This window comes from Burkholderia sp. JP2-270, assembly GCF_003233675.1.
GTDB classification, from domain to species: Bacteria; Pseudomonadota; Gammaproteobacteria; order Burkholderiales; family Burkholderiaceae; genus Burkholderia; species Burkholderia pyrrocinia_C.
This window is the reverse complement of sequence record NZ_CP029824.1, coordinates 3,487,195-3,510,769: the sequence shown is the minus strand read 5'-3', so window position 1 is coordinate 3,510,769 and position 23,575 is coordinate 3,487,195. Positions and strand designations below refer to the sequence as shown.

Annotated in this window: 20 protein-coding genes, 1 tRNA gene, 2 pseudogenes and 1 riboswitch; of the genes and pseudogenes, 6 read left to right on the top strand and 17 right to left on the bottom strand. The window is 68.5% G+C overall.

Annotation, left to right across the window (positions count from 1 at the left end):
- Nucleotides 1-6 precede the first annotated feature (6 nt).
- Nucleotides 7-139 (top strand): annotated as a pseudogene (locus DM992_RS42730) (TlpA family protein disulfide reductase); the annotation flags it as partial.
- Nucleotides 140-202: 63 nt separating this feature from the next.
- Here DM992_RS42730 and DM992_RS16585 read toward each other — a convergent pair.
- The 6 genes and pseudogenes from DM992_RS16585 to pepN form a co-directional block, all read right to left on the bottom strand.
- Nucleotides 203-457, bottom strand: a complete 255-nt coding sequence (locus DM992_RS16585; protein ID WP_111017602.1) for a GlsB/YeaQ/YmgE family stress response membrane protein — start codon at nt 455-457, stop codon at nt 203-205.
- 253 nt (nt 458-710) lie between these two features.
- Nucleotides 711-911: pseudogene (locus DM992_RS42725) on the bottom strand (hypothetical protein).
- Nucleotides 912-919: 8 nt separating this feature from the next.
- Nucleotides 920-1,204, bottom strand: coding sequence for a hypothetical protein (locus DM992_RS16575; protein WP_239511296.1), 285 nt, complete (start codon nt 1,202-1,204; stop codon nt 920-922).
- Nucleotides 1,205-1,436: 232 nt separating this feature from the next.
- Nucleotides 1,437-1,512, bottom strand: a tRNA-Thr gene (locus DM992_RS16570).
- A 209-nt stretch (nt 1,513-1,721) separates the two neighbouring features.
- Entirely contained in the window at nt 1,722-2,735 is a 1,014-nt protein-coding gene (locus DM992_RS16565) for a class 1 fructose-bisphosphatase (protein ID WP_111017601.1), read from the bottom strand.
- Between the two features lie 281 nt (nt 2,736-3,016).
- Nucleotides 3,017-5,710, bottom strand: a complete 2,694-nt coding sequence (gene pepN, locus DM992_RS16560) for an aminopeptidase N (RefSeq protein WP_111017600.1) — start codon at nt 5,708-5,710, stop codon at nt 3,017-3,019.
- A 186-nt stretch (nt 5,711-5,896) separates the two neighbouring features.
- On the opposite strand from pepN, the gene DM992_RS16550 reads away from it, so the two are divergent.
- A complete protein-coding gene (locus DM992_RS16550) occupies nt 5,897-6,598 on the top strand; it encodes a DUF4136 domain-containing protein (RefSeq protein WP_111017598.1) in 702 nt (233 codons plus the stop codon).
- 52 nt (nt 6,599-6,650) lie between these two features.
- Here DM992_RS16550 and DM992_RS16545 read toward each other — a convergent pair whose 3' ends face one another.
- From DM992_RS16545 to DM992_RS16505, 8 genes are all read right to left on the bottom strand, one after another.
- Nucleotides 6,651-7,223, bottom strand: a complete 573-nt coding sequence (locus DM992_RS16545) for a TMEM165/GDT1 family protein (protein ID WP_021163944.1) — start codon at nt 7,221-7,223, stop codon at nt 6,651-6,653.
- Nucleotides 7,224-7,301: 78 nt separating this feature from the next.
- Nucleotides 7,302-7,439: riboswitch (yybP-ykoY riboswitch) on the bottom strand.
- A gap of 149 nt (nt 7,440-7,588) precedes the next feature.
- A complete protein-coding gene (guaD, locus tag DM992_RS16535; protein ID WP_111017597.1) occupies nt 7,589-8,908 on the bottom strand; it encodes a guanine deaminase in 1,320 nt (439 codons plus the stop codon).
- A 16-nt stretch (nt 8,909-8,924) separates the two neighbouring features.
- Nucleotides 8,925-9,272 (bottom strand): hypothetical protein, encoded by a 348-nt coding sequence (locus tag DM992_RS16530; protein ID WP_239511295.1) that lies wholly within the window; start codon nt 9,270-9,272, stop codon nt 8,925-8,927.
- 27 nt (nt 9,273-9,299) lie between these two features.
- Nucleotides 9,300-10,325: an adenosine deaminase gene (locus DM992_RS16525; protein ID WP_111017596.1), complete on the bottom strand. Its 1,026-nt coding sequence runs from the start codon at nt 10,323-10,325 to the stop codon at nt 9,300-9,302.
- Between the two features lie 18 nt (nt 10,326-10,343).
- On the bottom strand, nt 10,344-11,348 hold the full coding sequence (xdhC, locus tag DM992_RS16520) for a xanthine dehydrogenase accessory protein XdhC (RefSeq protein ID WP_111017595.1): 1,005 nt from the start codon (nt 11,346-11,348) through the stop codon (nt 10,344-10,346).
- Nucleotides 11,349-11,976: 628 nt separating this feature from the next.
- Nucleotides 11,977-12,489, bottom strand: a complete 513-nt coding sequence (locus tag DM992_RS16515; RefSeq protein ID WP_111017594.1) for a disulfide bond formation protein B — start codon at nt 12,487-12,489, stop codon at nt 11,977-11,979.
- Between the two features lie 138 nt (nt 12,490-12,627).
- The gene (locus DM992_RS16510; RefSeq protein WP_111017593.1) at nt 12,628-14,004 is read right to left on the bottom strand and encodes an amidase; all 1,377 of its coding nucleotides are present in this window, start codon (nt 14,002-14,004) and stop codon (nt 12,628-12,630) included.
- A 7-nt stretch (nt 14,005-14,011) separates the two neighbouring features.
- Nucleotides 14,012-14,692 carry a GntR family transcriptional regulator gene (locus DM992_RS16505; protein WP_111017592.1) on the bottom strand — a complete coding sequence of 227 codons (681 nt, stop codon included), beginning with the start codon at nt 14,690-14,692 and terminating at the stop codon, nt 14,012-14,014.
- A 276-nt stretch (nt 14,693-14,968) separates the two neighbouring features.
- Between DM992_RS16505 and DM992_RS16495 the strand changes: the two genes are divergently transcribed.
- Nucleotides 14,969-16,144, top strand: coding sequence for a type 1 glutamine amidotransferase (locus tag DM992_RS16495; RefSeq protein WP_111017591.1), 1,176 nt, complete (start codon nt 14,969-14,971; stop codon nt 16,142-16,144).
- Nucleotides 16,145-16,260: 116 nt separating this feature from the next.
- Nucleotides 16,261-16,950 (top strand): DUF2968 domain-containing protein, encoded by a 690-nt coding sequence (locus DM992_RS16490; RefSeq protein WP_111017590.1) that lies wholly within the window; start codon nt 16,261-16,263, stop codon nt 16,948-16,950.
- A gap of 79 nt (nt 16,951-17,029) precedes the next feature.
- Here DM992_RS16490 and DM992_RS16485 read toward each other — a convergent pair whose 3' ends face one another.
- The gene (locus DM992_RS16485; RefSeq protein WP_204356092.1) at nt 17,030-17,983 is read right to left on the bottom strand and encodes a hypothetical protein; all 954 of its coding nucleotides are present in this window, start codon (nt 17,981-17,983) and stop codon (nt 17,030-17,032) included.
- Between the two features lie 329 nt (nt 17,984-18,312).
- Here DM992_RS16485 and DM992_RS16480 point away from each other — a divergent pair, with 329 nt between their 5' ends.
- Nucleotides 18,313-19,608 carry an MFS transporter gene (locus DM992_RS16480; RefSeq protein WP_111017588.1) on the top strand — a complete coding sequence of 432 codons (1,296 nt, stop codon included), beginning with the start codon at nt 18,313-18,315 and terminating at the stop codon, nt 19,606-19,608.
- Nucleotides 19,609-19,698: 90 nt separating this feature from the next.
- On the opposite strand, the gene DM992_RS16475 is transcribed toward DM992_RS16480, so the two are convergent.
- A complete protein-coding gene (locus DM992_RS16475) occupies nt 19,699-21,609 on the bottom strand; it encodes a tetratricopeptide repeat protein (protein ID WP_111017587.1) in 1,911 nt (636 codons plus the stop codon).
- Between the two features lie 58 nt (nt 21,610-21,667).
- Between DM992_RS16475 and DM992_RS16470 the strand changes: the two genes are divergently transcribed.
- The gene (locus DM992_RS16470) at nt 21,668-23,314 is read left to right on the top strand and encodes an FAD-dependent monooxygenase (RefSeq protein WP_111017586.1); all 1,647 of its coding nucleotides are present in this window, start codon (nt 21,668-21,670) and stop codon (nt 23,312-23,314) included.
- 8 nt (nt 23,315-23,322) lie between these two features.
- On the opposite strand, the gene DM992_RS16465 is transcribed toward DM992_RS16470, so the two are convergent.
- Nucleotides 23,323-23,574, bottom strand: coding sequence for a formate dehydrogenase subunit delta (locus DM992_RS16465; protein WP_111017585.1), 252 nt, complete (start codon nt 23,572-23,574; stop codon nt 23,323-23,325).
- Nucleotide 23,575: the final 1 nt, after the last annotated feature.

The following is a 23,575-nucleotide window of genomic DNA, read 5'->3' as shown; positions in this document are numbered from 1 at the left end:
TGGTTCGCGGCGCTCGATGCGGGATGGAGGGGGGAATGCACGCACCGTTTGGATAGGGCGCGACGGCGTACGTGAAGCGTGCAGCGGATTGCTGACGGCCGACGTGCTCGACGGCTGGTTGCGGTGCGCGAAGCGCTGAACGAGCCGATGGCGCGCGCCGGCCTGATGCGAAAACGCGCCCGAAGGCGCGTGGAGAGAGGCGTCAGGTCGCTCGCTTGAATAGCCGGATCACGAACAGCAGGATCACCGCGCCGATGACCGCGACGATCACCGAGCCGATGAAGCCGCTGCCGATGCTGATGCCGAGGAGTCCGGCGAGCCAGCCGCCGATCACCGCGCCGACGATCCCGACGATGATGTCGACGATCAGCCCGAAGCCGCCGCCCTTGACGAGCACGCCGGCAAGCCAGCCGGCGATCGCGCCGATGATGAGCCACATAATCAAGCCATGAGTCATGGTGGTCCTCTCCTTGTGTTGAGTCGAAATGACCGGACTTCGGCCGTCGCGCCGCGAGCTGGGTGATGGCGGCGTTGCGACCGCCGCGCCGCCCGCGCAATGTAACGCGATAGGCGGGTCAGAATCGTTAAGTAATGTTATGCACCCTCAAGCGGATTTTCCAGGGAATTCGTCTGCCTACGGCGTGGCTCGCGCGCGGATGATGGATGGTGCAATGAATCCGTAAGAAATGGTCGTCGATAAAGTCCGTCGGTCAGGAATCGTGCCCTTCGTGCGTCGATGCTTGCATACCCGCATCGGGTAGTCTGTCGCCTGCTACGGCGATCAGCCGCGCGACGGTCGCGGTATCGCCGATCTCCTCGATCGGCAGCAGTGCTCAACGGGCGGGAAAGAGCGATGCGTCGGCTTTGCCGATACGGGGCGTCGTGCGGAAGGGTTCGGCATCGGTCATCATGCGGTCTCCTAAAGATCGGTCGATGCGTGCAGACGGAGCGCGCGTTCGAGCGCGGCGGCCACGTCGTCGGTGCGAGCGTCTTGCCAGCGGCCGCATACATGTTCGGCCGGACGCCCCAGGTAGACGGTGCCGTCGCGCGCACCGTACATGTCGAACAGCCGGCCGTCGTCATGGCCGACACAGGCCGGGTGCCGCGGCGCCGCATGCCGTGCGAGCGCGACGAGTGCGAACGGTATCCGCGCATCGTGCAGGCGTCGTTCGAGATCGGCCAGTGCCCGGATCGGACACGCCATCGAGCATGAAGCAGAACGCGGTGAAGCGCGGTGCGACGAGATCGGTCAGGTTGGCGCGCGGAGTGTGGTTGCCGTGTTGCGGGAGAGGGCAGAGGGGTCCGGCGATTGCAATCGCCGGAGCGCGCGGGAGATGCCGCGCAAGCGGACGTGGCGCGAGAAGAAGGCGCGCGCGATTTCGGCGCCGGAAAAGAGAAAAGGCCTGACAAGCGATGCTTGTCAGGCCTTTATGTCTTGGTGCCGGAGATAGGAGTCGAACCTACGACCTTCGCATTACGAATGCGCTGCTCTACCAACTGAGCTACACCGGCAGCAGAGAAATGAAATTATATGGTCAAATCCGAGATCTTGGCAATAGGTTTTGCGAATTTTTTTCAGCTTGCTACTGCTGCTGCTTCGCGAAACCATCGATCCGGCGGACTTCCCGCTTTCACTTCACTGCGATGCGACCGGTCAGGGCCACATCGCGAGGCGCGATTGTACTTGCGTCTCGCACCTCCGTCCAGTGCTGCAGTGCAAATTATTCTGCTTCGTCGTGATAGCCGGTGACGCGCTCGACTTCGTTCTTCGAACCGAGGAACACGGGCACGCGCTGGTGCAGGCCCGTCGGCTGCACTTCCATGATGCGCTGCGTGCCGGTCGTCGCGGCGCCGCCCGCCTGTTCGACGATGAACGACATCGGGTTCGCTTCGTACATCAGGCGCAGCTTGCCCGGGCGATCGGGCGTGCGCTTGTCGGCCGGGTACATGAAGATGCCGCCGCGGTTCAGGATCCGGTGCACGTCGGCGACCATCGATGCGATCCAGCGCATGTTGAAGTTGTCGCCGCGCGGGCCGTCCTTGCCGGCGTTCAGCTCGTCGACATAGCGCTTGACCGGGTCGTACCAGTGGCGCGCGTTCGATGCGTTGATCGCGTATTCGCGCGTGTCGGCCGGGATCTGCATGTTGCTCTGCGTGAGCACCCACGAGCCGACTTCGCGGTCGAGCGTGAAGCAGTTCACGCCGTTGCCGGTCGTCAGCACGAATACCGATTGCGGGCCGTAGACGGCGTAGCCGGCCGCGACCTGCTCGGTGCCGGGCTGCAGGAACGATTCCTCGGTGGCCTGCTTGCCGTCCGGGCAGCGCAGCACCGAGAAGATCGTGCCGATCGACACGTTCACGTCGATGTTCGACGAACCGTCGAGCGGATCGAACACGAGCAGGTATTCGCCGCGCGGGTAGTTCGCGGGGATCGGGAAGAACGTTTCCATTTCTTCCGACGCCATCGCGGCGAGATTGCCGCCCCATTCGTTCGCGTCGAGCAGGATCTCGTTCGACAGGATGTCGAGCTTCTTCTGCACTTCGCCCTGGACATTCTCGCTGCCGGCGGTACCGAGCGCTTCGCCGAGCGCGCCCTTCGACACGTTGTAGCTGATCGCCTTGCACGCGCGGGCGACGACTTCGATCAGCAGGCGCAGGTCGGCGGGGAGGTTGTTGGTCTCACGTTGCTGTTCGATCAGGAACTTCGACAGCGTGGTGCGGCGGGCAATGGACATGACAGACTCCGAAAGGCCAAAGAATCCTTGAATTGCCGCAATTTTACCCGTCGCGCCTCGCGTGCCGCCGGCTTTTTTCGTCCGGTTACAAGGCCGGGCGGCCGGATCGGCCCGGTTCCCGGCATTGGCGGCGGGCGGAGTGCGCATCGCAGCGGCTGCAGATTGCTCGATCAGACCCCGCGATTCCGCCCGGTTCCAGTCGTACTCGCGCAAAATAAAAAAGCCGGCGCCGCATCAGGCGGTACCGGCTTTATCGCGCGAGCGCGATGCGGTCGCTTGCGTCAGGCGAGCGCTTTCTCGACGATCTCGCGCACGTCGCGCGATTTCGCACCGGCGGCAACCTGCTCGAGCGCCGAGCGCATCCGGTCGCGCAGCGCGGGCGTGAAGCGGCGCCACAGTTCGAGCGAGCGCGCGAGGCGCGCCGCAACCTGCGGGTTGATCGCGTCGAGCGCGAGCACCTGTTCGGCCCAGAACGCGTAACCCGAGCCGTCCGCCGCATGGAACTGCGCGGGGTTGGCCGCGCAGAAGCTGAAGATCAGCGAGCGCGCGCGGTTCGGATTCTTCAGGTTGAACGCGGGGTGCGCGAGCAGCTTGCGAACCTTCGCGAGCGTCGGCTGCGCGGGCGTGCCGCGTTGCGCCGCCTGCATCGCGAACCACTTGTCGATCACGAGCGCTTCCTTCTCGAAGCGACGGTAGAAGTCGTCGAGCGCACGCTCGGCCGGCTCGTTCGCGCCGGCTGCCGCGGCGGACAGCAGCGCGCCGAGCGCAGCCGCGCGATCGGTCATGTTGTTTGCCGCGTCGTACTGTGCGGTCGCAAGGCGCACGGCGTCGGCCGGGTCGTCGAGCTCGGCCAGATACGCGAGCGCGAGGTTCTTCAGCGCGCGGCGGCCGGAGGCCTCCGGCGTCGGCTCGTATGCGCCGGGCGTCTGGTGCTGCTGGTACGCGGCGAGCCAGTCGGCGCGCAGCGCGGTCGCGAGCTGGCGGCGCACGAACAGGCGCGCGCGATGCACGGCGGCCGGATCGGCCTCGGCCATCTGGTCGGCGAGATAGGTTTCCGACGGCAGCGTCAGCGCGAGTTCGCGGAACGCCGGTGACAGCGTCTCATCGGTCAGCACGCGGCGGAACGCGGCGACGAAGTTCTCGCCGAGCGTGAGCGGCTCGTTCGCGGCGGCACGTGCGGCGAGCGTCAGCAGCGCGCGCGTCGCGAGGCGCTGGCCGGCTTCCCAGCGGTTGAACGGATCGCTGTCGTGCGCGAGCAGGAAGGCAAGGTCGTCGTCGCTGTAGTCGTACTCGACGATCACCGGCGACGAGAAATTGCGCAGCAGCGACGGCAGCGGTGCTTCGGGCACATCGACGAACGTGAAGGTCTGCTCGGTGCCGGTGAAGTCGAGCACGCGCGTCGTGCCCGATGCGGCGGCTTCGCCGTCGAGGCGCAGCGGCAGGTCGCGCCCGTCGCGGCCGATCAGGCCGATCGCGAACGGAATCAGGAGCGGCCCCTGCTGCGTTTCGCGCGCGGCCGGCGACGCGTCGCCGTAGCCCTGCGCGAGCGTGACCGTATAGCGGCGCGCGGTCGCATCGTACGCGGTGCGCACCGACACGCGCGGCGTGCCGGCCTGGCTGTACCAGCGCTCGAACTGCGCGAGGTCGCGCCCGTTCGCGTCGGCCATCGCGTGACGGAAGTCGTCGCAGGTCACTGCATGGCCGTCGTGGCGCTTGAAGTAAAGGTCCATCCCCTTGCGGAAGCCGTCGCGGCCGAACAGCGTCTGGTACATCCGCACGACTTCCGAGCCTTTCTCGTAGACGGTCATCGTGTAGAAGTTGTTGATCTCGACGTAGCTCTCCGGGCGCACCGGATGCGCCATCGGGCCCGCGTCCTCGGCGAACTGCAACTGGCGCAGCACGCGCACGTCCTCGATGCGCTTGACCGCGCGGGCCGCCGATTCGACGTCGTCGCCCGCGGCCATGTCGGCCGAGAATTCCTGGTCGCGGAACACCGTCAGGCCTTCCTTCAGGCTCAACTGGAACCAGTCGCGGCAGGTCACGCGGTTGCCCGTCCAGTTGTGGAAGTACTCGTGGCCGACCACCGATTCGATGTTCGCGAAGTCGGTGTCGGTCGCGGTCTCTGGGTTCGCCAGCACGTACTTCGTGTTGAAGATGTTGAGCCCCTTGTTTTCCATCGCGCCCATGTTGAAGTCGCCGACCGCGACGATCATGAAGCGGTCGAGATCGAGCTCGAGGCCGAAGCGCTTTTCGTCCCAGCGGATCGAGTGGATCAGCGAATCCATTGCGTGACGCGTCTTGTCGAGATCGGCCGGCTCGACCCACACCTGCAGCAGTTTCTCCTTGCCCGAGCCGGTCGTGATCTTTTCCTCGATCGCGACGAGCTTGCCCGCGACGAGCGCGAACAGGTAGCTGGGCTTGCGGAACGGGTCTTCCCATTTCGCGAAGTGGCGGCCGTTGGGCAGGTCGCCCGAATCGACGAGGTTGCCGTTCGACAGCAGCACCGGGTACGCGGCCTTGTCGGCGCGCAGCGTGACCGTGTACGACGCCATCACGTCGGGGCGGTCGAGGAAGTAGGTGATGCGGCGGAAGCCTTCGGCTTCGCATTGCGTGAAGAAGTTGCCGCTCGACACGTACAGGCCCGACAACGTCGTATTCTGGTCGGGCGCGCATGCGCTTTCGAGCGTCAGCTCGAAAGCCTCGGGGACGTTCTCGACGGTCAGCCCGTGCTCGTGCGCGCGCACGGCGCCGTGCGGCGCACCATCCAGCCGTGCGCCGAGGAATTCGAGCGCTTCGCCCATCAACTCCAGGTGCGGCGCGGGCGCGGCGTCCGGATTGCGGCGCACGCGCATCGTATTCCTGACGATCGTGCGGGCCGGCGCGAGATCGAATTCGAGCGCGACGGAATCGATGAGGAAGGCCGGCGGCGTGTAGTCGGCGCGGCGGATCACGGTGGAGGAGGCGTTGTCGGACATGGTCGTCGAGATCGGTGGAGTGGGGGACGGGCCCGCGGCACGGGCCGGGCGAACCGGGCCATTGTACAAAGGCTTGCGGCTGCGTGCCGCGCGAACTTTTTACCGGGTCCGGCAGTCCGCGTATTATCGGCATCCCGTCCGGTTCGCGCGGTGCGACGAACGGGTGACGGATCGACGAGGATCAACATGAAACGCGAATGGATTTCTCGCGGTGCGGGCTGGGCGGTGGCGCTGTGCGTGGCGCTGCTGACGGGCTGCACCAGCTATGTGACGACCCAGGTCACGGCTTTCTCCGACTGGAGCGGCAGCGATGCGACACGCACCTATGCGTTTACGCGCACCGAGGCGCAGAAGAACAGCATCGAGCAATCGACCTACGAGCCGATCGTCGCGAGCGAGCTGTCCGCGTATGCGTTCCGGCAGGTGCCGCAGGCGCAGGCGCGGTATCTCGTCGGGCTGACCTATGCAGTCGGCAGCGATCTCGTGACGGTGCCGCAACCCGTCTACTACGATCCCTGGTTCGTCGGGCCGGGGCCGTACTGGCGGCGCGGGCCGTGGGGCCCGTGGGGGCCCTGGGGGCCGATGCCGGCCGGCTACGTCGCGCAGACGTACCAGGTGTTCGACTATATGCTCGGCATCCGCATCACCGAGCGCGCGACGGGCAAGGAGGTCTACAACGTGTCCGCGCGCACGACCGGCGACAACGGCACGCTGCTGTTCGCGATGCCGTTCCTTGCGCGCAGCGCGCTTGCCGATTTCCCGCTGTCGAACGGCGCGGTCCGCTCGGTCCGGCTGCCGGTCGACAAGCGCGGCGGGCCGGCGGCGCCGGCCACCAACGAGCGTGCAGTGCCGGCTGCGCCGGCTTCGGCCGCGGCGGTCGCGAAGTAACGCTGGGTCAGCAACGGCGTGGCCGCCCGGCCGCGCCGGCCACCTCCGTGCGTCAGACCCCGACGCCCAGCAGCGCGAGCGCGCCGAGCACGACGAACAGCACGGCAGCGATCCCGTGCACGAGCTTCGTCGGCAGACGGTGCGCGAAGCGGTCGCCGAGCAGGATCGCCGGCACGTTCGCGAGCATCATCCCGAACGTCGTGCCGGCCACGACACCGATGTAGTCCTGGAAACGCGCGGCCAGCGCGACGGTCGCGATCTGCGTCTTGTCGCCCATTTCCGCGAGGAAGAACGCGACCAGGGTTGCGCCGAACACGCCGAGCCGCGAACGGTTGGCATTGGCTTCGTCGGCATCGAGCTTGTCCGGCACGAGGATCCACAACCCCATCGCGATGAACGAGAACGCGAGCGCCCAGCGCATGATCGACGGCGTGACGAGTGCGCCGAGCCATTCGCCGAGCGCGCCGGCGAAACCGTGGTTCACGAGCGTCGCGACGAGCACGCCGAGGATGATCGGTACCGGCTTGCGATAGCGCGCGGCCAGCACGAGGGAAAGCAGTTGGGTCTTGTCGCCGATTTCAGCGAGGGCGACGGCGCCGGTGGAAATCAGGAAGGCTTGGGACACGTATGGGGTTCCGCGGGCCGATGTTGTGCGTGCGAGCGACGATCCACGGCGCGCCGGGCCCTGATGCGGCGCACTGTGAACCATCGGTCTCGCCAGGCCTAGGTGGCTGCGTCCGCCATGGCCGAACGGCCAAGTCTGTTGACGGACGCCTCCGTCACGATGCGCGCCGGGGGCGCGAGGCATCGAGCGGAGCGGCTACTCCCCAATGAGCGGCGAATTCTAGCACGACGTGTCGCGGGCGGGAAAGCCGTCGGGTGGGGCAACGAAGGGCGTCGGGGCGCGGTCGGCGCGTGGCAACCTTCGATTGTCCGGCATGCGCGACGGCGGATGCGCCGCGCATGCCGGGACGGGAGTCCGGCGGGCCGTTACGCCGCGGCCGCGCGGCAGGCCGCGCCGCGTTCGTGGACGAGTTTGCCGGCCGCATAAGTGCGGTACACCGCGCGGTCGTCGCCGAGCAGCGCGAACGCGAACAGCAGCTCCTCGAGCGAATCCGCGCGCTTCGTGCGGCGCGCGAGCAGCGGCGTGGCCTGCGGATCGAGCACGACGAAGTCGGCCTCGGTGCGCGGCGCGAGCGTGCCGACCGTGTCGGCGAGATCGAGCGCCTGCGCGGCGCCGGCCGTCGCGAGCCAGAACATCCGTGTCGCGGTCAGGTGGTGGCCCGACAGCCGCGCGACCTTGTGCGCTTCGTTCATCGTCTGCAGCATCGAGAACGACGTGCCGCCGCCGACGTCGGTGGCGAGCGTGACGGGCACGTCGTATTCGCCGGCCTTGTCGAAATCGAACAGCCCGCTGCCGAGGAAGAAGTTCGACGTCGGGCAGTGCGCGACGACGGTGCGCGTCTCGGCCATCCGGCGCCGGTCCTCGTCGTCGAGGTGGATGCAGTGACCGTACACCGCGCGCGGACGCAGCAGCCCGTAGCGGTCGTAGATGTCGAGATAGCTGCGATGGCCGGGGAACAGCTCGGCCACCCATTTCACCTCGTCGACGTTTTCCGCGACGTGGCTCTGCACGAACACGTCCGGATGGCGGCGCGCGAGTTCGCCGCACGCTTCGAGCTGCGCCTCGGTCGACGTCGGCGCGAAGCGCGGCGTGATCGCGTACATCTGGCGGCCCTTGCCGTGCCAGCGGCCGATCAGCTCGGCGCTGTCGTCGTAACCCGATTGCGCGGTGTCGCGCAGGAATTCGGGGCAGTTGCGGTCCATCAGCACCTTGCCCGCGATCATCCGCAGGTCGCGCGCGTCGCTCGCCGCGAACAGCGCGTCGGCCGACTGCTTGTGCACCGTGCAGTAGACGAGCGCGCTCGTCGTGCCGCAGGCGAGCAGTTCGTCGACGAAGAAGTCGGCGACTTCGCGCGCATGCTCGGGATCGCCGAACTGGCGCTCGGTCGGGAACGTGTACTTGTCGAGCCACGGCAGCAGGCCGGGCGCCGGCGACGCGATCATGTCCGTCTGCGGATAGTGGATGTGCGTGTCGATGAAGCCGGGAACGATCAGCTTGTCGCGCAGGTCATGGACGATCGCGTCGCGCGCGAGCGTCGCGGCGAGCCGCGCATACGGACCGGCCGCGACGACCTTGCCGTCGTCGACGATCAGGAGGCCGTCGGTCTCGTAGTTCGCGGCCTGGCTCGATTGCGCCGGGTCGCCGTTGAAGGTCAGCAGTTGGGAACGAAAAGCGGTTTGCGTCATGACGAATGGTCCTGCATCAAGGTAAGGCGAACAGAAGAAGCGATCGATGCCGCGCGGGCGACGGCATGGATGGCACCGCCCGCGCGGCTGCGGGGCGGCGCTTCGCGAGCCGCCGCGACATACTGCGTGCGGCGCGGCGGGATGCGATTGCGCAGGCGTTCGTGGCGGCCGCGGCCGCCATCGCGTGATTGCCGGCGAATCTCGCAGCGTTGGCGATCGCGACCGATGCGGCGGCGACGGACAGCGCCGCCGCCACGCGGGCGACGAACGCGTTGAACGCGTTCGCGCCGGGCGCATTCATGCGTTCGGCTCTGCGCAAGGCCGGACCGGGAGTCGCGAAGCGGATGCCGTTGCCGTGTTTCATCTGTCTAGCGCACCTCGATGCGGGCCGTCACGCGGCCTGCCAGTACGCGTCGAGGCGCGCGATCAGTGCGTCGCGCTGCGCAGTGTCGACGAACGACGCCTCGAAGCCGTTGCGGATTACCGCATGGACTTCGGCATCGGTGAGGCGCAGCCCTTCGGCCGTCGCGAAGTAGTTTTCATTGACGTAGCCGCCGAAATAGGCCGGATCGTCGGAGTTGATCGTTACCGCGACGCCGCGGTCGAGCAGCGCCTTCAGCGTGTGCTTCGCCATGTCGTCGAACACGCACAGCTTCAGGTTCGACAGCGGGCAGACGGTGAGCGCCGTGCGCGTGCGCGCGAGGCGTTCGACGAGCGCCGCGTCCTCGATGCTGCGCACGCCGTGGTCGATCCGGTCGACCTTCAGCACGTCGAGCGCTTCGTAGATGTATGCCGGCGGGCCTTCCTCGCCCGCGTGCGCGACGAGCTTCAGCCCGAGCGAGCGCGCCTTGTCGAACACGCGCGCGAACTTCGTCGGCGGATGGCCGAGCTCGGACGAGTCGAGGCCCACGCCGATCAGGCGATGGCGATAGCGCTCGAACAGCGGCAGTGCGGATTCGAACGTCGCGAGCGCGTCCTCTTCGGACAGGTGGCGCAGGAAGCACAGAATCAGCTTGCTCGACAGCCCGCGCGGCTCGGCATCGGCGAGCGCGCGCTCGATGCCCGCGACGACCGTCTCGATCGGCACGCCGCGTTCGGTGTGCGTCTGCGGGTCGAAGAACAGTTCGGTATGGACGACGTTGTCGGCGAGCGCGCGTTCGCAGTACGCGGCCGTCATGTCGTAGAAATCCTGCTCGGTCAGCAGCACGCTCGCGCCTGCGTAATAGATGTCGAGGAACGACTGCAGGTCGGTGAACGCGTACGCGGCGCGCAGCGCGTCGATCGAGTCGTACGCGAGCTTCACGCCGTTGCGTTGCGCGAGAGCGAAAATCAGTTCGGGCTCGAGCGAGCCTTCGATATGGATGTGCAGCTCCGCTTTCGGTGCGCGGGCGATCTTGTCCTTGAATGTCGGGGTCATGGCGTCGTTCTTGGTCGGTCAGTATGTTGGGGAAGCCTGCGCGTTTGCGTTCGCCTCGACGGCCTGCAGCAACTGCGCGGCCACCGAGATCGCGATCACTTCGGGTGCCTTGTCGATGATGCCTTCGACACCGATCGGGCAGCGCATCCGCGCGACCTGGGCCGGGTCGATGCCGATGGCCGCAAGGCGATGATCGAACTGCACGCGCTTCGCGTGCGAGCCGGTCATCCCGAAGTACGCATAGTCGCCGCGTCGCAGGATGCGCTCGGCCAGCACGAAATCGAGTGCGTGGTCGTGCGTCATCACGACGAAGTAGGACTGCGGCGGTGCCGTGTCGACGGCGTCTGCCGGGGCGGCGGCCGCCTCGATCGCGAGATTGCCGATGCCGGCGAGCACGTCGGCCGGCGGGAACACCGCATCGGGCCCGTCGATCCAGCGCACCTGGCACGGCAGCGTCGCCAGCACCTTCACGAGCGCGGTGCCGATGTGCCCGGCGCCGAACAGCACGACGGGGAACGCATACGGCGCGATCGTTTCGGTCATCAGCGACACGCCGCCGGTTTCCCACAGCAGGCAGTCGGCGCGCGCGGCTTCCGATTCCGGTTCGCTCAACAGCGGCGCGCCCGGCGAGGGGCCGAATGATACGCTACGCACGGTCGCGGCGCCGGCCGCGACGCGCTTCGCGAGCGACATGATCCAGCCGAGATCGCCGACGTCGAGCCGCTCGAACGCGAGCACGACCGCGCCGCCGCAGCACTGGCCGAGGCTCGGGCCGAGCGCGAGCCGTTCGAGCCTGCGCGCGTGGGGCACGTGCGCGCCATCCTTCAGCAGATGCCGCGCGATCTCGATCGCCTTCCATTCCAGATGACCGCCGCCGATCGTATGGCGGGCCGTGTCGCGCGTGACGAGCATCTTGGTGCCGGCTTCGCGCGGCGCGGAGCCGTCGGTGTGCGCGACCGTCACGAGCACGGCCGCTTCGCCGTGCGCGAGCAGTTGCTGCAGATCGCCGAGCCAGGCTTCCATCAGCACGCTCCGTTCGGGACGACGCAGCACGACACGCGGCGCGGGCTGGCGGGCGCGGCGGCAGCGAGGACGGACGGGAGCGGGGCAGGCCGGCCGCACGGCCGATGCAGTGCGGCGGCAGCGCGCTGAACGCGCGTGCGAACGGCGCCGCCGCCGGACACGCGGACGCCATGAGGGTGACGGATGCGGATGGTTTGCGTTGTCATGATGAATCCAGTCGACATTGCGGATCGGGCGCGCGTTACGCAGTGGGCGGTGAGACCGCCTGGCCTCGCGCACGTAGATCGCCATCCAGTCCCGAAGATAGCACCGCGAGGCGACGGGAACATTGTCGGGCGGTGATCCGGGCTATCAGGCGGCGATCATGTCGATCATAGGCCCGCCGCGCGATATCGGGGCGCCGGTGCGTGCACATCGGGCCGAAACGCAGGCGCGGCGGGGCGCGGGTGCGACAGTCGCGCGACGCGCGTTCGCCCGGAAATCCGGGTAGCGGCGGGGTAGGGGTTTACGTGCGGCCGGCCGGGTGCGGCTTGCGAAGGCGTCCGGCACGGCCGGAAGGCGACGGAGCGGCGGCGCGGCCCGACTGAGCGGGCCGCGCGCGCAGGGCGTCGCTAAAGCGGCTGGCCGGTCAGGCCGCGAGCTTGCGGCGATGGCGCCAGAGGCTCGCGACGACCGCAATCAGGATCGCGGCGAAGCCGATCAGCGCCCAGCCGGGCAGCAGGATGCCGAGGATCGGCGGGTAGACGGTCTCGCACAGCCCGGCGACCTTGAACATGCCGGGGAACCACTGCGCGGGCGGCAGGCTGTCTACGATCGGCTGCAGCGTGTCGAAGCCGCAGCTGAAGCCCGGATTCATCTGGATCGACAGGTGCCGCGCGGCGGTACCGACGCCGCCGGCCGCGGCGATCGCGATCAGCAGCTCGAGCACCCAGATGCCGCGCCAGTTGCGGATCCCGGCGGCCAGGAACGCGAAGATTCCGATCGCGGTGAAGAAGTAGCGCTGGATGATGCACAGCGGGCACGGATCTTCGTTCTTCACGTACTGCAGGTACAGCGCACCGGCCAGCAGGGCGATGCACACCCATCCGAGCAGCATCAGCAGGCGGCGTTCGCGGCGTAGCGCAAGCGTGTAGTCGTTCATGTCGGCGGGGTTCCTCGTGGGTCGGTCCGGAAAACAATCGCGCGATTTTAGCGCGAACGGTCTGGCACGAAACTGACAGCGCGCGTGCGGCACCCTGCCGCACCGCGCGCATCGCCCGCCGTCGATCGGCTGGCGCGGTCAGCGGATCGTGTTCAGCACGGCTTCGACCGCCTGGCCGATCGCGAGCAGCGCGTCGTCGCGATGCGGCGCCGCTGCGAGCATCAGGCCGACCGGCGCCGCGTCGCGCGGATGGCACGGCAGCGACAGCGCGCACGCATCGAGGAAGTTGAACGCGCTCGGGTTGCGCAGGATCAGCGCATTGGTGCGCGTGAACGCGGCGTCGTCCGCTTCGAGTTCCGCGATGCGCGGCGGCACGACCGGCACCGTCGGCGCGACGAGCGCATCGAAGCGCGACCAGACCGTGTGCGCGGCTTCGTCGAGCATCGCGGCGCGCGCGGCGAGCAGGTCGAGATAGTCGGCCGCGCTCGCGGGCTCGCCCTTCAGGATCCGCGTCAGCACGCGCGGGTCGTACTGGTCGCGGTGCTGTGCGAGCAGCGGGCGATGCCATGCGTACGCCTCGATCGGCGAGAAGCCGAAGCGGTTGATGTCGGGCAGCCGGTCGAGCGCGGAGAAGCGCACTTCCGTGACGATCGCACCGGCGGCTTCGAGATGCTTGAGCGCGGCGTCGAGCGCGGCCGCGACGTCGGCATCGACGCCGTCCGTCACGTAGTTCGTCAGCACGCCGAGCCGCACGCCTTCCAGCGGCCGCGCGGCCGGCACGTGCGGTTCGAGGCCCGCGAGCATCCGGTCGACGAGCGCGCAGCAGGCGACTGTCAGGCCGATCGGGCCGAACGAGTCGAGCGTCGTCGACAGCGGCACGCCGCCTTGCGTCGGGATCCGGCTCGCGGTCGGCTTGAAGCCCGTCAGCCCGCACAGGGCGGCCGGAATGCGGATCGAGCCGCCCGTGTCGGTGCCGAGCGCGACGGCGGCCATCCCGTCGGCGACGGACGCGGCCGCGCCCGACGACGAGCCGCCGGAAATCCGCGCATCGCCCGGCACGTCGCGGTGGTACGGCGAGCGCGGATTGCCGAAGTGCGGATTCAGCCCGAGCCCGGAGAACGCGAATTCGCTCATGTTGGTGCGGCCGACCAGCACGGCGCCCGCGCGCTTGAGCCGCGCGACGGCGACTGCATCGGTGCGCGCGGCCGGCGCGCCGTCGAGCACGCGCGAGCCTGCGCGCGTCACCTGGCCCGCGACGTCGAACAGGTCCTTCACCGACACGGGAATACCCGCGAGCGGCGACAGCACGGTGCCGGCGGCGCGCAGCTGGTCGTGCGCGTCGGCGGCCGCGCGCGCGTTGTCGGCATCGACTTCGGTGAAGACGACGGCGCCCTGGCCCGACGGATCGGCGATCCGGTCGAGCGCGGCGTCGACGAGCGCGCGGCTCGTGGTCCGGCCGGCGGCGAGGTCGGCGGCGAGCTGGGCGAGCGGGGGGAAGGGCGTGAACGTGGTCATGGGCGGCTCAGGGGCGAAGATGTTGAAGAAGCGTGGAGCGAAACGAATCGATATGGCGTTCGACGGCTGCACGCGCGCCGGCGGCGTCGCGCGCGGACAGCCGTTCGAACAGTTCGCGATGCTCGTGCTGGACGTCGGCGAGATGGTGAGGTTCGGACAGCGTGACGAACCAGAAGCGCAGCGAGCGCTCGTGCAGCGCGCGCAGGATCTCGGCGAGGACCGCATTGCGCGCGGCCGCGGCGATCGCCTGATGAAACGCGCGGTCGAGTTCCATCATGCCTTCGACGTCGTGCGTGGCGACGCAGGCCTGCCCGTCGTCGAGCAGCGCGGCCATACGCGCGAGATCGTCGGGCGTCGCGTGGCGCGCGGCGAGTTCGGCGCAGTGCGCTTCGTTGATGTGCCGCACGTCGATTACCGCGACGATGTCGTCGAGCGACAGCGGCTGCACCATCAACCCCTTGCGCGGCATCACGGACAGCAGCCCTTCGAGCACGAGCCGGTGCACGGCCTGGTGCACCGGCGTGCGGCCGATCCCCGTGCGCGCGACGAGATCGGCCTCGTTGAGCGCGGCGCCCGGCTTCAGGCGCATCGTGATGATGTCGCGCTGGATCAGCGCGTAGGCGCGGTCGGCGAGACTGATCGCCGACGCGACGGGCCGGTCGCGGGGGACGTCGGGCAGGGCATTCATGCGGGATGCGGCGCGGCGGCCGGACGGGGCGCGATCATGGCGCGGGCGATCGGGAAGCGTGGACAATCCGTGGATATTATTGTGATATATCACTGGTGTCCAGTGCACGCGGCACGGGGTGACGTCGCCGGCACGCGAACGGGGGCGCCCCCGGCGGCTTGCCACCGACTTGCAACAATGTCGACAGGATGTTGCAGGTTTACCGCGCGATCGTGCACTGAAGCATAATGAATCCTCGTTTATCCATACGCGTGAGCGACGTACCAGACCATCGTCATGAGCGAAAACACGCTTTCCCCGGCCGGTCTGCCCGGCACCTCTTCCGCTTCTTCCGATTCTCCCCGTCCCGATCCGGCGAAAACGCCCGATGCGCCGGCAGCGCAGGCCACCGCGCAAAACGTCGCCGTGGACGGCGCGTCGCCCGTCACGGCCGCATCCGAGCCGGGCGCGGCGGGTGCCGCGGCCGATGGTGTCGCCGCGCCGCCGAAGCCCGGCTCGCCGCCGCCCGGGTTCGGCGCGCCGCCCGATTTCGATACGCCGCGGCCGCCGCCCGCGAGCGCGCAGAATGCGCCGCCGGCCTACCTGAAGCAGAGTGACACGCCGTGGTCGGTGTTCGGCCGGATCATCGCGGCGCGCGCGCGCCGGCTGTTCGACCGCGCCGGCCAGCGCATCACGCAGCGCACGCTGCGCATCGGCGTGTCGGCGCGGATCTTCCATCCGGAACCGGGCGCGAAGGGGCTGCGGGGCAAGACGCTGCAGTATCTGGAGGAATCGATCGCACACTGGGTGATGTCGCGCGACGTGCTCGTGTTCATGATTCCGACCGTCGGCCACCAGGGCATGATTCACCCGAGCAACATCCGCCTGCGCGACTACGCGAAGCATCTCGACGGCCTGCTGCTGCAAGGCGGCGCCGACGTGTCGCCGCAAACCTACGCGGCGTCGGACGCCCGCCCCGAATGGCCGGGCGACCGCGTGCGCGACATGTACGAACTCGAGCTGCTGCACGAGTTCGTCGAATCCGGCAAACCCGTGCTCGGCGTCTGTCGCGGCTGCCAGCTGATCAACGTCGCGTTCGGCGGTTCGCTGTACCAGGACATCGCCACCGATGTCCCGACCGCGAATGCGCACGTAAGCGAGCATTACGACCAGCATCGCCACGCCATCCGCTTCCCCGACTCGTCGACGCTCGCGAGCATGTTCCCCGGGCGCAGCGAAGCGATCGTCAACTCGATCCACCACCAGGCGATCCGCGATCTCGGCCGCGATCTGAACATCGAGGCGGTGTCGGCCGGCGATGGGATCATCGAGGGCATCCGCCATCGGCGTTCGCCGTTCGTCGTCGGCGTGCAATGGCACCCCGAGTTCCATCGTGCGGGCGGTTCGGAGCTGCTCGACTGCACGCCGCTGCTCGATGCGTTCCTGCGCGCGGCGCGCGAAACCCGCCTGTAGCAAGCCGCATTTTTCGTGTCGCACGAAGGCCCGGCCGCATCCCGATAAATTCGAGATGCGGCCGTTTCGTTTTGAACGATAATCGCGAGTTCCGATTCGTTCGCCGGAGTCTGACGTTGGTTTTCCGAAACTTTTTCCCTGCACGATGCGCAACGTGGATCGTTGCACTGGCCGCCTGCACGCAAGCGGGCGCGGCCTGGTCCGCCGACGCGACCGCGCCGGTCGCCGGTACGCGTCCTGCGGTCACGAGCCTGAGCGGCGATACGGTGCCGGCGGCATCCGAATCGGACGCAAGCACGCAAGGCAACGTCGCCGAATTGACGCAGATGCTGCACGACGGCCGGATCGTCGAGATGCGCACGACATACAACGGCAGCTATGGCGCGAGCCTGATGTTCGATCCGCGCGAGATGACGTATTACGTCGCGCTGTTCCAGGACAAGCATCTGTGGCGCGTGATCCGGTCGCAGGAGAAGAACCGCGCGGAGATGGTGTATGCGAATTTCGTCCAGCAGACCGTGCAGCTCGCGGATATCGAGATCCGCCGTACCGAGCTGCAGGCGCAGAAGACGTTTCTCGAACGCGTGATCGCGCTGCAGGCGAATCGTGCGCAGCAGTTGCAGGCCGATCTGAGCGTCGCGCGCAGCCAGCAGGCCGAAGTCGCGCAGCGGCAGAAGTCGGCACAGGAGCAGGCGCAGGCGCTGCAGGTCGAGAAGCGGGCCGCGCAGATGCAGTTGCGCGATCTGCAGGAGCAGGTGCGGCAACTCGAGAAGCAGACCGAGACGGGGCTGCCCTCGCACAAGTAACGATTCGTCAGACGGACGGCGAGAGAGACGAGCGAAACCCGGCGAAGCGATCTTCGCCGGGTTTTTTATTGGGCGACCGTCAGCGCGCGAACGCGTCCGGTGCGTCGGTCAAGCGGCGGTGGGACAGTTGCGACGTCCAGTCGAAGCCGGTGGCCGGCGCAGGCGCCGGACGGGCAGGCTGCGCGCCGCGCAGCGCGTTTGCCATTGCGATCAGCGTGAGCGGATCGTCGAGCGTGTCGCGCGCATCGCGTGCGTCCGGTGCGTGCGGCGGCGAGGCGAGCCGATCGCGTGTGTGGGCGTTGGCTGTATCGCTCAGGGCTGGCGGACGTGCAGCCAGCCGCCGCACGGTCGGTGACCGGGGCGGTGCTGTCGTCGTGCGCGTGATGCTTGTTCGACGTGGCAATGCAGTGGCGGTGCGCTGCACGTCGGACGTTGCCTTCGGGCGAAGCGACGCCGGACGAGGCGCGGCGTGGTGCGTGGCCGGTGGAGATTCTGCAGTTTTCGCGACAGGTGTTGCCACCGTGCGCTGCGATGCAGGGTGTGTCGACGTACCGGACTGAACCGCGGCAACCCGCACGGTACCGGTCGATGACGTGGCGTGATCCGGCGCAATGCCGCCCATCTGGATCGTATGCGAAGACTCGAAGCCCGTGGGCGGTTCGTGCGCGGCGATCAGCCAGCCGATGATGCCGAACGCGCCGATGCTCCAGCAGATTGCGTACATCGCACGTCGGTCGCGAGCGCCTTGGACGGTACGTCGGGAGATCGTGCCGGCAACGGCAGCCGGCGCGACCGGCAGCCCTGCCGATTGTGGCGCTGACGCCGTGGGCCATGGCTGCCAGCGACACGCGCGGTGCGGCCGGTCGACGTCGATGCAGGATGTCGTCAGTGTGGCGAGGCAGTGCTTGCCGGGCCGTGCACCGGGCGCGCCGCGAAAGGTCCATTCGCGACCGAACGGCGGTACGTGATCGAGCGGGGCGACGCGAGGGCGGGCGAGCGCGCCTTCGACGGGGACGAGGGGCGATGGAGTCATGAGGGCGGTGCGCCGTGCGACACAGGCAACCGTGCCGGCCGCAGCGCGGAAATCTCGTCGCAAATCGTGACATTGTGGTCGGCCGGCGAGAGCCGGTCGATCAGATCAATCTGATTTTCGCGAGTCGAAGGTTGCGACGGCGGCGGCAGGGGCGACACAACGCAAATATCGGCTTGGCGTGGCATCATTCGCGGACCATGCCGGTGCGCGCGTCGTCGCGTGGCGCGCCGCCGGCGGCCGGCGATGCCCGTGGGTGCCGGCCCGGCGCCGCGGGCGTCGTCTGATCCATGCGGCGCGGATTCGCGCCTTCCGATCTGAGCGAGAAAAACATGTCCACAGCGTCACACGCCATCGCGCAGGAATCGAAATTCCGCACCGTATTCCGGGTCGTCAGCGGCAACTTCCTGGAAATGTACGACTTCATGGTCTACGGGTATTACGCGTCGGCCATCGCGAAAACCTACTTCCCGAGCGGCAACGCATTCGCGTCGCTGATGTTGTCGCTGTCGGTGTTCGGCGCGGGCTTCCTGATGCGGCCGGTCGGTGCGATCGTGCTCGGCGCGTACATCGACCATCACGGCCGCCGCAAGGGGCTGATCCTGACGCTCGGGCTGATGGCGCTCGGCACGCTCACAGTGGCCTCGATACCCGGCTACGCGACGATCGGCCTGCTCGCGCCGGTGCTCGTGCTGCTTGGCCGGCTGCTGCAGGGTTTCTCGGCGGGCGTCGAACTCGGCGGCGTGTCGGTCTACCTGTCGGAGATCGCGACGAAGGGCCACAAGGGGTTCTATACGTCGTGGCAGTCGGGCAGCCAGCAGGTGGCCGTCGTGTTCGCCGCGTTCGTCGGCGTGCTGCTGAACCGCGCGCTGCCGGTCGAGGAGATGACCGCGTGGGGCTGGCGCATTCCGTTCCTGATCGGCTGCCTGATCGTGCCGTTCCTGTTCCTGATCCGTCGTTCGCTGAAGGAAACGGACGAGTTCCTCGCGAAGCGCCACCGCCCGTCGATGGGCGAGATCATGCGCTCGATGCTCGACAACTGGGGCATCGTGGTTGCCGGCATGGGAATGGTGATCATGACGACGGTGTCGTTCTACATGATCACCGCGTACACGCCGACGTTCGGCAAGGAAGTGCTGCACCTGTCGTCGCTCGATGCGCTCGTCGTGACCGTCTGCGTCGGCATTTCCAACCTCGTGTGGTTGCCGCTGTCCGGCGCGCTGTCCGATCGCATCGGCCGCCGCCCGGTGCTGATCGCGTTCACGGTGCTGACGCTGCTGTCGGCTTACCCGGCCGTGCTGTGGCTCGTCGGCGATCCGTCGTTCCTGCGGCTGCTCGCGGTCGAGCTGTGGCTGTCGTTCCTGTACGCGTCGTACAACGGGGCGATGGTCGTCGCGCTGACCGAAGTGATGCCGGCCGACGTGCGCACGGCCGGATTCTCGCTCGCGTACAGCCTGGCGACGACGATCGGCGGCTTCACGCCGGCGATCTCGACGCTGCTGATCCACCAGACGGGCAACAAGGCGGCGCCGGGGCTGTGGCTGAGCGTGGCCGCGATTTGCGGGCTGATCGCGACGCTCGTGCTGTATCGCACGCCCGACGCGCGCAACCAGTACAAGACGGCCTGACAGGCGCTCGTACATTGCACATCGCACGGCGCCGGCCGCATGCGTTGCATCAAAAAAAGGAGCGCAGCGCGCTCCTTTTTTTGTCTGCGTTCAGGCGTCGCGCAGCCTGTCGGCGACCATGGCCGCCACGTCGAGCCACGCTCCCGGCGCGGGCTGGCGGGCGATCCTGGCCTGCGGATACCACGGACAGTCGTCGCCGGTGAACCAGCGCCAGTCGGGCGCGAACGGCAACATGACCCACAGCGGCTTGCCGAGCGCGCCCGCGAGGTGCGCGACTGCCGTATCGATCGTGACGACGCCGTCGAGCCGCTCGATCAGCGCGGCCGTATCGGCGAAGTCGTTCAGCCGGCCGTCGAGGCGATGCACGCGCGGATGCGCGTCGACGCGCGCACGTTCGTCGTCGTCGAGTGCGGGCTGCAGCACGATCCAGTCGATGTCCGGCAGCGCGAGCAGCGGCGCGAGCGCGTCGAACGGCATCGAACGGTTTTCCTGTGCCTGCCGGCGCCCCGACCACGCGAGGCCGAACTTGCGTTTCGACTGCCCGCCGAGCGAGCCGCGAAAGCGCCGGCGAGCGCCGTCGGGCGCGTCGAGGTAGCGCGAGCCGCCGACGATGTCCGCCGGTTGAAGCCCGAGCAGGAACGGCAGGCTCATCAGCGTGCAGGCGACGTCCGCCGCAGGCGGCTTCGCGGCGCCCTGCGCGACGAGCGTCACGCGCCAGCGCGATGCGGCGGGCGCCAGCAGCGGCACGAGTTCCGGCTGGACTTCGAGCACGACGCGCGCGCAGCGTGCGCGGGCAAGCGGCACGAAGCGGACGAACTGCAGCGTGTCGCCGAACCCCTGTTCCGCGCGGATCAGCAGCGTGCGCGACGCAATCGGCTCGCCCTGCCAGCGCGGCAGCGTGCCGAGCGGTGTCGCGCCCGGCGTCTCGTGGCGCGCTTCGTACGCGGGCAGCCCGCGCGTGAAGTCGCCGAGCGTCAGCAGCGTGACTGCGCGGTGCAGCCGCGCAAGCGTGAGATCGGGTTCGACGCGCAACGCCTGGTCGAATGCGCGCAGCGCCATCTCGTGCGCGCAGAGCGCGTGATGCGCGTTGCCGAGGTTCAGCCACGCCAGGCCGAACGACGGATCGAGACCGACGGCGCGCTCGTAGTAGGGCAGTGCGTCGCGGTGGCGTGCCTGCGCGCACAGTGCGTTCGCGAGCCCGAACAGCGCGAGCGGAAACGGCGGATGCAGCGCGAGCGCGGCTTCGAACGCGGCGGCCGCCTCGGCATGCCGGCCGACCGCATCGAACGTGTTGCCGAGATTGAAATGTGCGGCGACGAAGCGCGGCTGCGCGGCGATCGCGGCCTGGAAGTGCGCGATCGCGTCGTCGGCGCGGCCCATCGCGTTCAGCGCCATCGCGAGGTTGTTGTGCGCGCCCGCATGCCCGGGCCGCAGTTCGAGCGCGCGCCGGAACGCGGCGAGCGCGTCGTCGTGGCGGCCGAGCGCGTTCAGCGCGTTGCCGAGATTGTTGTGGATCGATGCGTCGTCGGGCGTGAGCCGGAGCGCGCGGCCGAATGCGTCGATCGCATCCTCGTGGCGCTGCAGCGCCGCATACGCGTTGCCGAGGTTGTAGTGCGCGAGCGGAAATTCGGGCGCGAGCGTCAGCGCGTTGCGAAAGCGGTCGATCGCTTCGTCGAGCCGGCCGAGCGCTTTCAGCGCGTTGCCGAGATTGAGCTGCAGCGCGGCATCGTCCGGACGCAGCGCGACGGCGCGGCCGACGAGATCGGCCGCCTCGGCGTGCTGGCCCTGCTGGTGCCGCAGCACGCCGAACAGATGCAGCGCGTCTGCGTCGGCGGGGTTGGTGGCGAGCGCGGCGCGATAGCCGTGCTCAGCCTCGGCGAGGCGGCCCGCGCGGTGTGCTGCATACGCTCGGTCGAATGCGGAATCCATGACGCGAAAACTGACGGAAAGCGCGTATTTTCCCACACCGTGCACGGGTGCCGCGCGTCGACCGGTCGGCATATGGCCCCGTCACGCGGAGCGGCGTAGACTTGCAGGGTCGCGTGTCATCGAGGTTCTCATGGCTGACACACTGCCCGATATCCCGCCCGTGCTGATCGTCGGCGCGGGGCCGACCGGCCTTGCCGCGGCGATGAGCCTCGCGCGGGCCCGCGTGCCGGTGCGCATCATCGACCGCCTCGCCGCGCCCGCGCCGTATTCGCGCGCGATCGGCATCCAGGCGCGCACGCTCGAACTTTTGGAGCAGCATCGCGCGGTCGAGCCGTTTCTCGCGCTCGGCCATCGCGCGCATGCGGCCGCGCTGCATGCCGACGGCCGCGTGATCGCGCGGCTCGATTTCGATCCGCTGCAAACGCGCTACCCGTATCTGCTGTTTCTCGACCAGAGCATTACCGAGCGGCTGCTCGCCGAGCACCTGGCCGGGTTCGGCGTGACGGTCGAGCGCGGCGCGACGCTGACCGCGTGCGATGCAGGCGGCACGTCGCTCGACGTGACGATCCGCTGTGCCGACGGCCGCGACGAATCGTTCGCGCCGTCGTACCTGATCGCTGCCGACGGTGCGCACAGCACGGTCAGGCATCTGCTCGGCCTGGGCTTCGCCGGGCAGGCGTTCGAACAGACTTTCCTGCTCGCCGATTTCGCGGCGATACCCGACTGGCCGGACGACGAGATCCACCTGTTCACGACGCCCGAAGGCATGGCGGGCCTGTTTCCGATGGGCGGCGGCCGTTACCGGCTCGTTGCCGACCGGCCGCCCGGCAGCGATGCGTCGCCCGATGCGCCAACCCCGTCGCTCGCGGAATGCGAGGCGATCGTGCGCGCACGCGTGGGCGCGTCGATCTCGCCGAGCGATCTCACGTGGTCGTCCTATTTCCACCTGCATAGCCGGATGGTCGACCGACTGCGTCACGGCCGCGTATTCTTCGCGGGCGACGCCGCGCACGTCCACAGCCCGGCCGGCGCGCAGGGCATGAATACCGGCATCCAGGAAGCGTTCAATCTCGGCTGGAAGCTTGCGCGCGTGCTCGGTGCGGGCACGCCAGAACGGCTGCTCGACACGTATCACGCCGAGCGCCATCCGATCGAGCGCGACGTGTTGCGGCAGACCGGTTTCATTACGCAGATCGTCGAGGCGGATCGCGGCGCGATGAAGCTGCTGCGCGATCATGTCGTGCCGCTGCTGGTGTCGTTCGGGCCGATGCGCGACGCGGTGCGGCGCACGGTCAGCGAACTCGGCGTGCAGTACCGGAAGAGTCCGCTCACGCTGGAGCGTGTGCTCGACGGCGGTCCGCGCGCGGGCGAGCGGGCACCCGACGCACTCGTGCGCGTGCTCGACGGCCCGCTCGGTCAGGCGCCCGGAACGGCGCGGCTATACGATCTGCACGATCCGGCGAGCTTCACGCTGCTGCTGCTCGAGGAGCCGGTGAATGCCGACACCGGCGCTGCGCCGCCGATGGCGGCCGATGCGCAGGCGCTCGTGCAGGGGCTCGAACGGATCATGCCGGGCGCTGTGCGCGTGTGGCGGATCACCGATATCGAAGGCGACGGTGCCGCCGGGCTGGCACAGGAGTACGGCCGCTCGCGGCCGTCGTTCTACCTGCTGCGGCCCGACGGGTATGTCGCCGCGCGCGGGCGCACGGCGACCGACGCGAACGGGCTGCTGCGCCATTGCGAAAACTGGTTCGCGGGCATGTCGGTGTCCGGGTAGCAGTGCGCTCAGGCGGTCGCGGGAGCAGGAACGAGCGACGCGCGGTGCGCGGCGATCGCATCGCGCACGATCGGCGCCGCGCGTTGCGCGGCTTCGCCCGACGGATCGTCGAGCGCAGCGAGCAACGCGCGGCGCATCCGCGGCTCCCAGAAGCGCCGGATATGCTCGGCGATACCGGTCAGCGCTTCGTCGCGATCGGGCATCGATTCGAAGAATGCGCCGATCTGGTTGGCCATGTCGATCAGGTGGTCGTTGTCCATC

Coding starts and splice junctions, on each gene's coding strand:
- DM992_RS16585 (WP_111017602.1), bottom strand. CDS start 457: ATGACTCATGGCTTGATTATGTGGCTCATCATCGGCGCGATCGCCGGC.
- DM992_RS16575 (WP_239511296.1), bottom strand. CDS start 1,204: ATGGCGTGTCCGATCCGGGCACTGGCCGATCTCGAACGACGCCTGCAC.
- DM992_RS16565 (WP_111017601.1), bottom strand. CDS start 2,735: ATGTCCATTGCCCGCCGCACCACGCTGTCGAAGTTCCTGATCGAACAG.
- pepN (WP_111017600.1), bottom strand. CDS start 5,710: ATGTCCGACAACGCCTCCTCCACCGTGATCCGCCGCGCCGACTACACG.
- DM992_RS16550 (WP_111017598.1), top strand. CDS start 5,897: ATGAAACGCGAATGGATTTCTCGCGGTGCGGGCTGGGCGGTGGCGCTG.
- guaD (WP_111017597.1), bottom strand. CDS start 8,908: ATGACGCAAACCGCTTTTCGTTCCCAACTGCTGACCTTCAACGGCGAC.
- DM992_RS16530 (WP_239511295.1), bottom strand. CDS start 9,272: ATGAAACACGGCAACGGCATCCGCTTCGCGACTCCCGGTCCGGCCTTG.
- DM992_RS16525 (WP_111017596.1), bottom strand. CDS start 10,325: ATGACCCCGACATTCAAGGACAAGATCGCCCGCGCACCGAAAGCGGAG.
- xdhC (WP_111017595.1), bottom strand. CDS start 11,348: ATGGAAGCCTGGCTCGGCGATCTGCAGCAACTGCTCGCGCACGGCGAA.
- DM992_RS16515 (WP_111017594.1), bottom strand. CDS start 12,489: ATGAACGACTACACGCTTGCGCTACGCCGCGAACGCCGCCTGCTGATG.
- DM992_RS16510 (WP_111017593.1), bottom strand. CDS start 14,004: ATGACCACGTTCACGCCCTTCCCCCCGCTCGCCCAGCTCGCCGCCGAC.
- DM992_RS16505 (WP_111017592.1), bottom strand. CDS start 14,692: ATGAATGCCCTGCCCGACGTCCCCCGCGACCGGCCCGTCGCGTCGGCG.
- DM992_RS16495 (WP_111017591.1), top strand. CDS start 14,969: ATGAGCGAAAACACGCTTTCCCCGGCCGGTCTGCCCGGCACCTCTTCC.
- DM992_RS16485 (WP_204356092.1), bottom strand. CDS start 17,983: ATGACTCCATCGCCCCTCGTCCCCGTCGAAGGCGCGCTCGCCCGCCCT.
- DM992_RS16480 (WP_111017588.1), top strand. CDS start 18,313: ATGTCCACAGCGTCACACGCCATCGCGCAGGAATCGAAATTCCGCACC.
- DM992_RS16475 (WP_111017587.1), bottom strand. CDS start 21,609: ATGCCGACCGGTCGACGCGCGGCACCCGTGCACGGTGTGGGAAAATAC.
- DM992_RS16470 (WP_111017586.1), top strand. CDS start 21,668: ATGGCTGACACACTGCCCGATATCCCGCCCGTGCTGATCGTCGGCGCG.
- DM992_RS16465 (WP_111017585.1), bottom strand. CDS start 23,574: ATGGACAACGACCACCTGATCGACATGGCCAACCAGATCGGCGCATTC.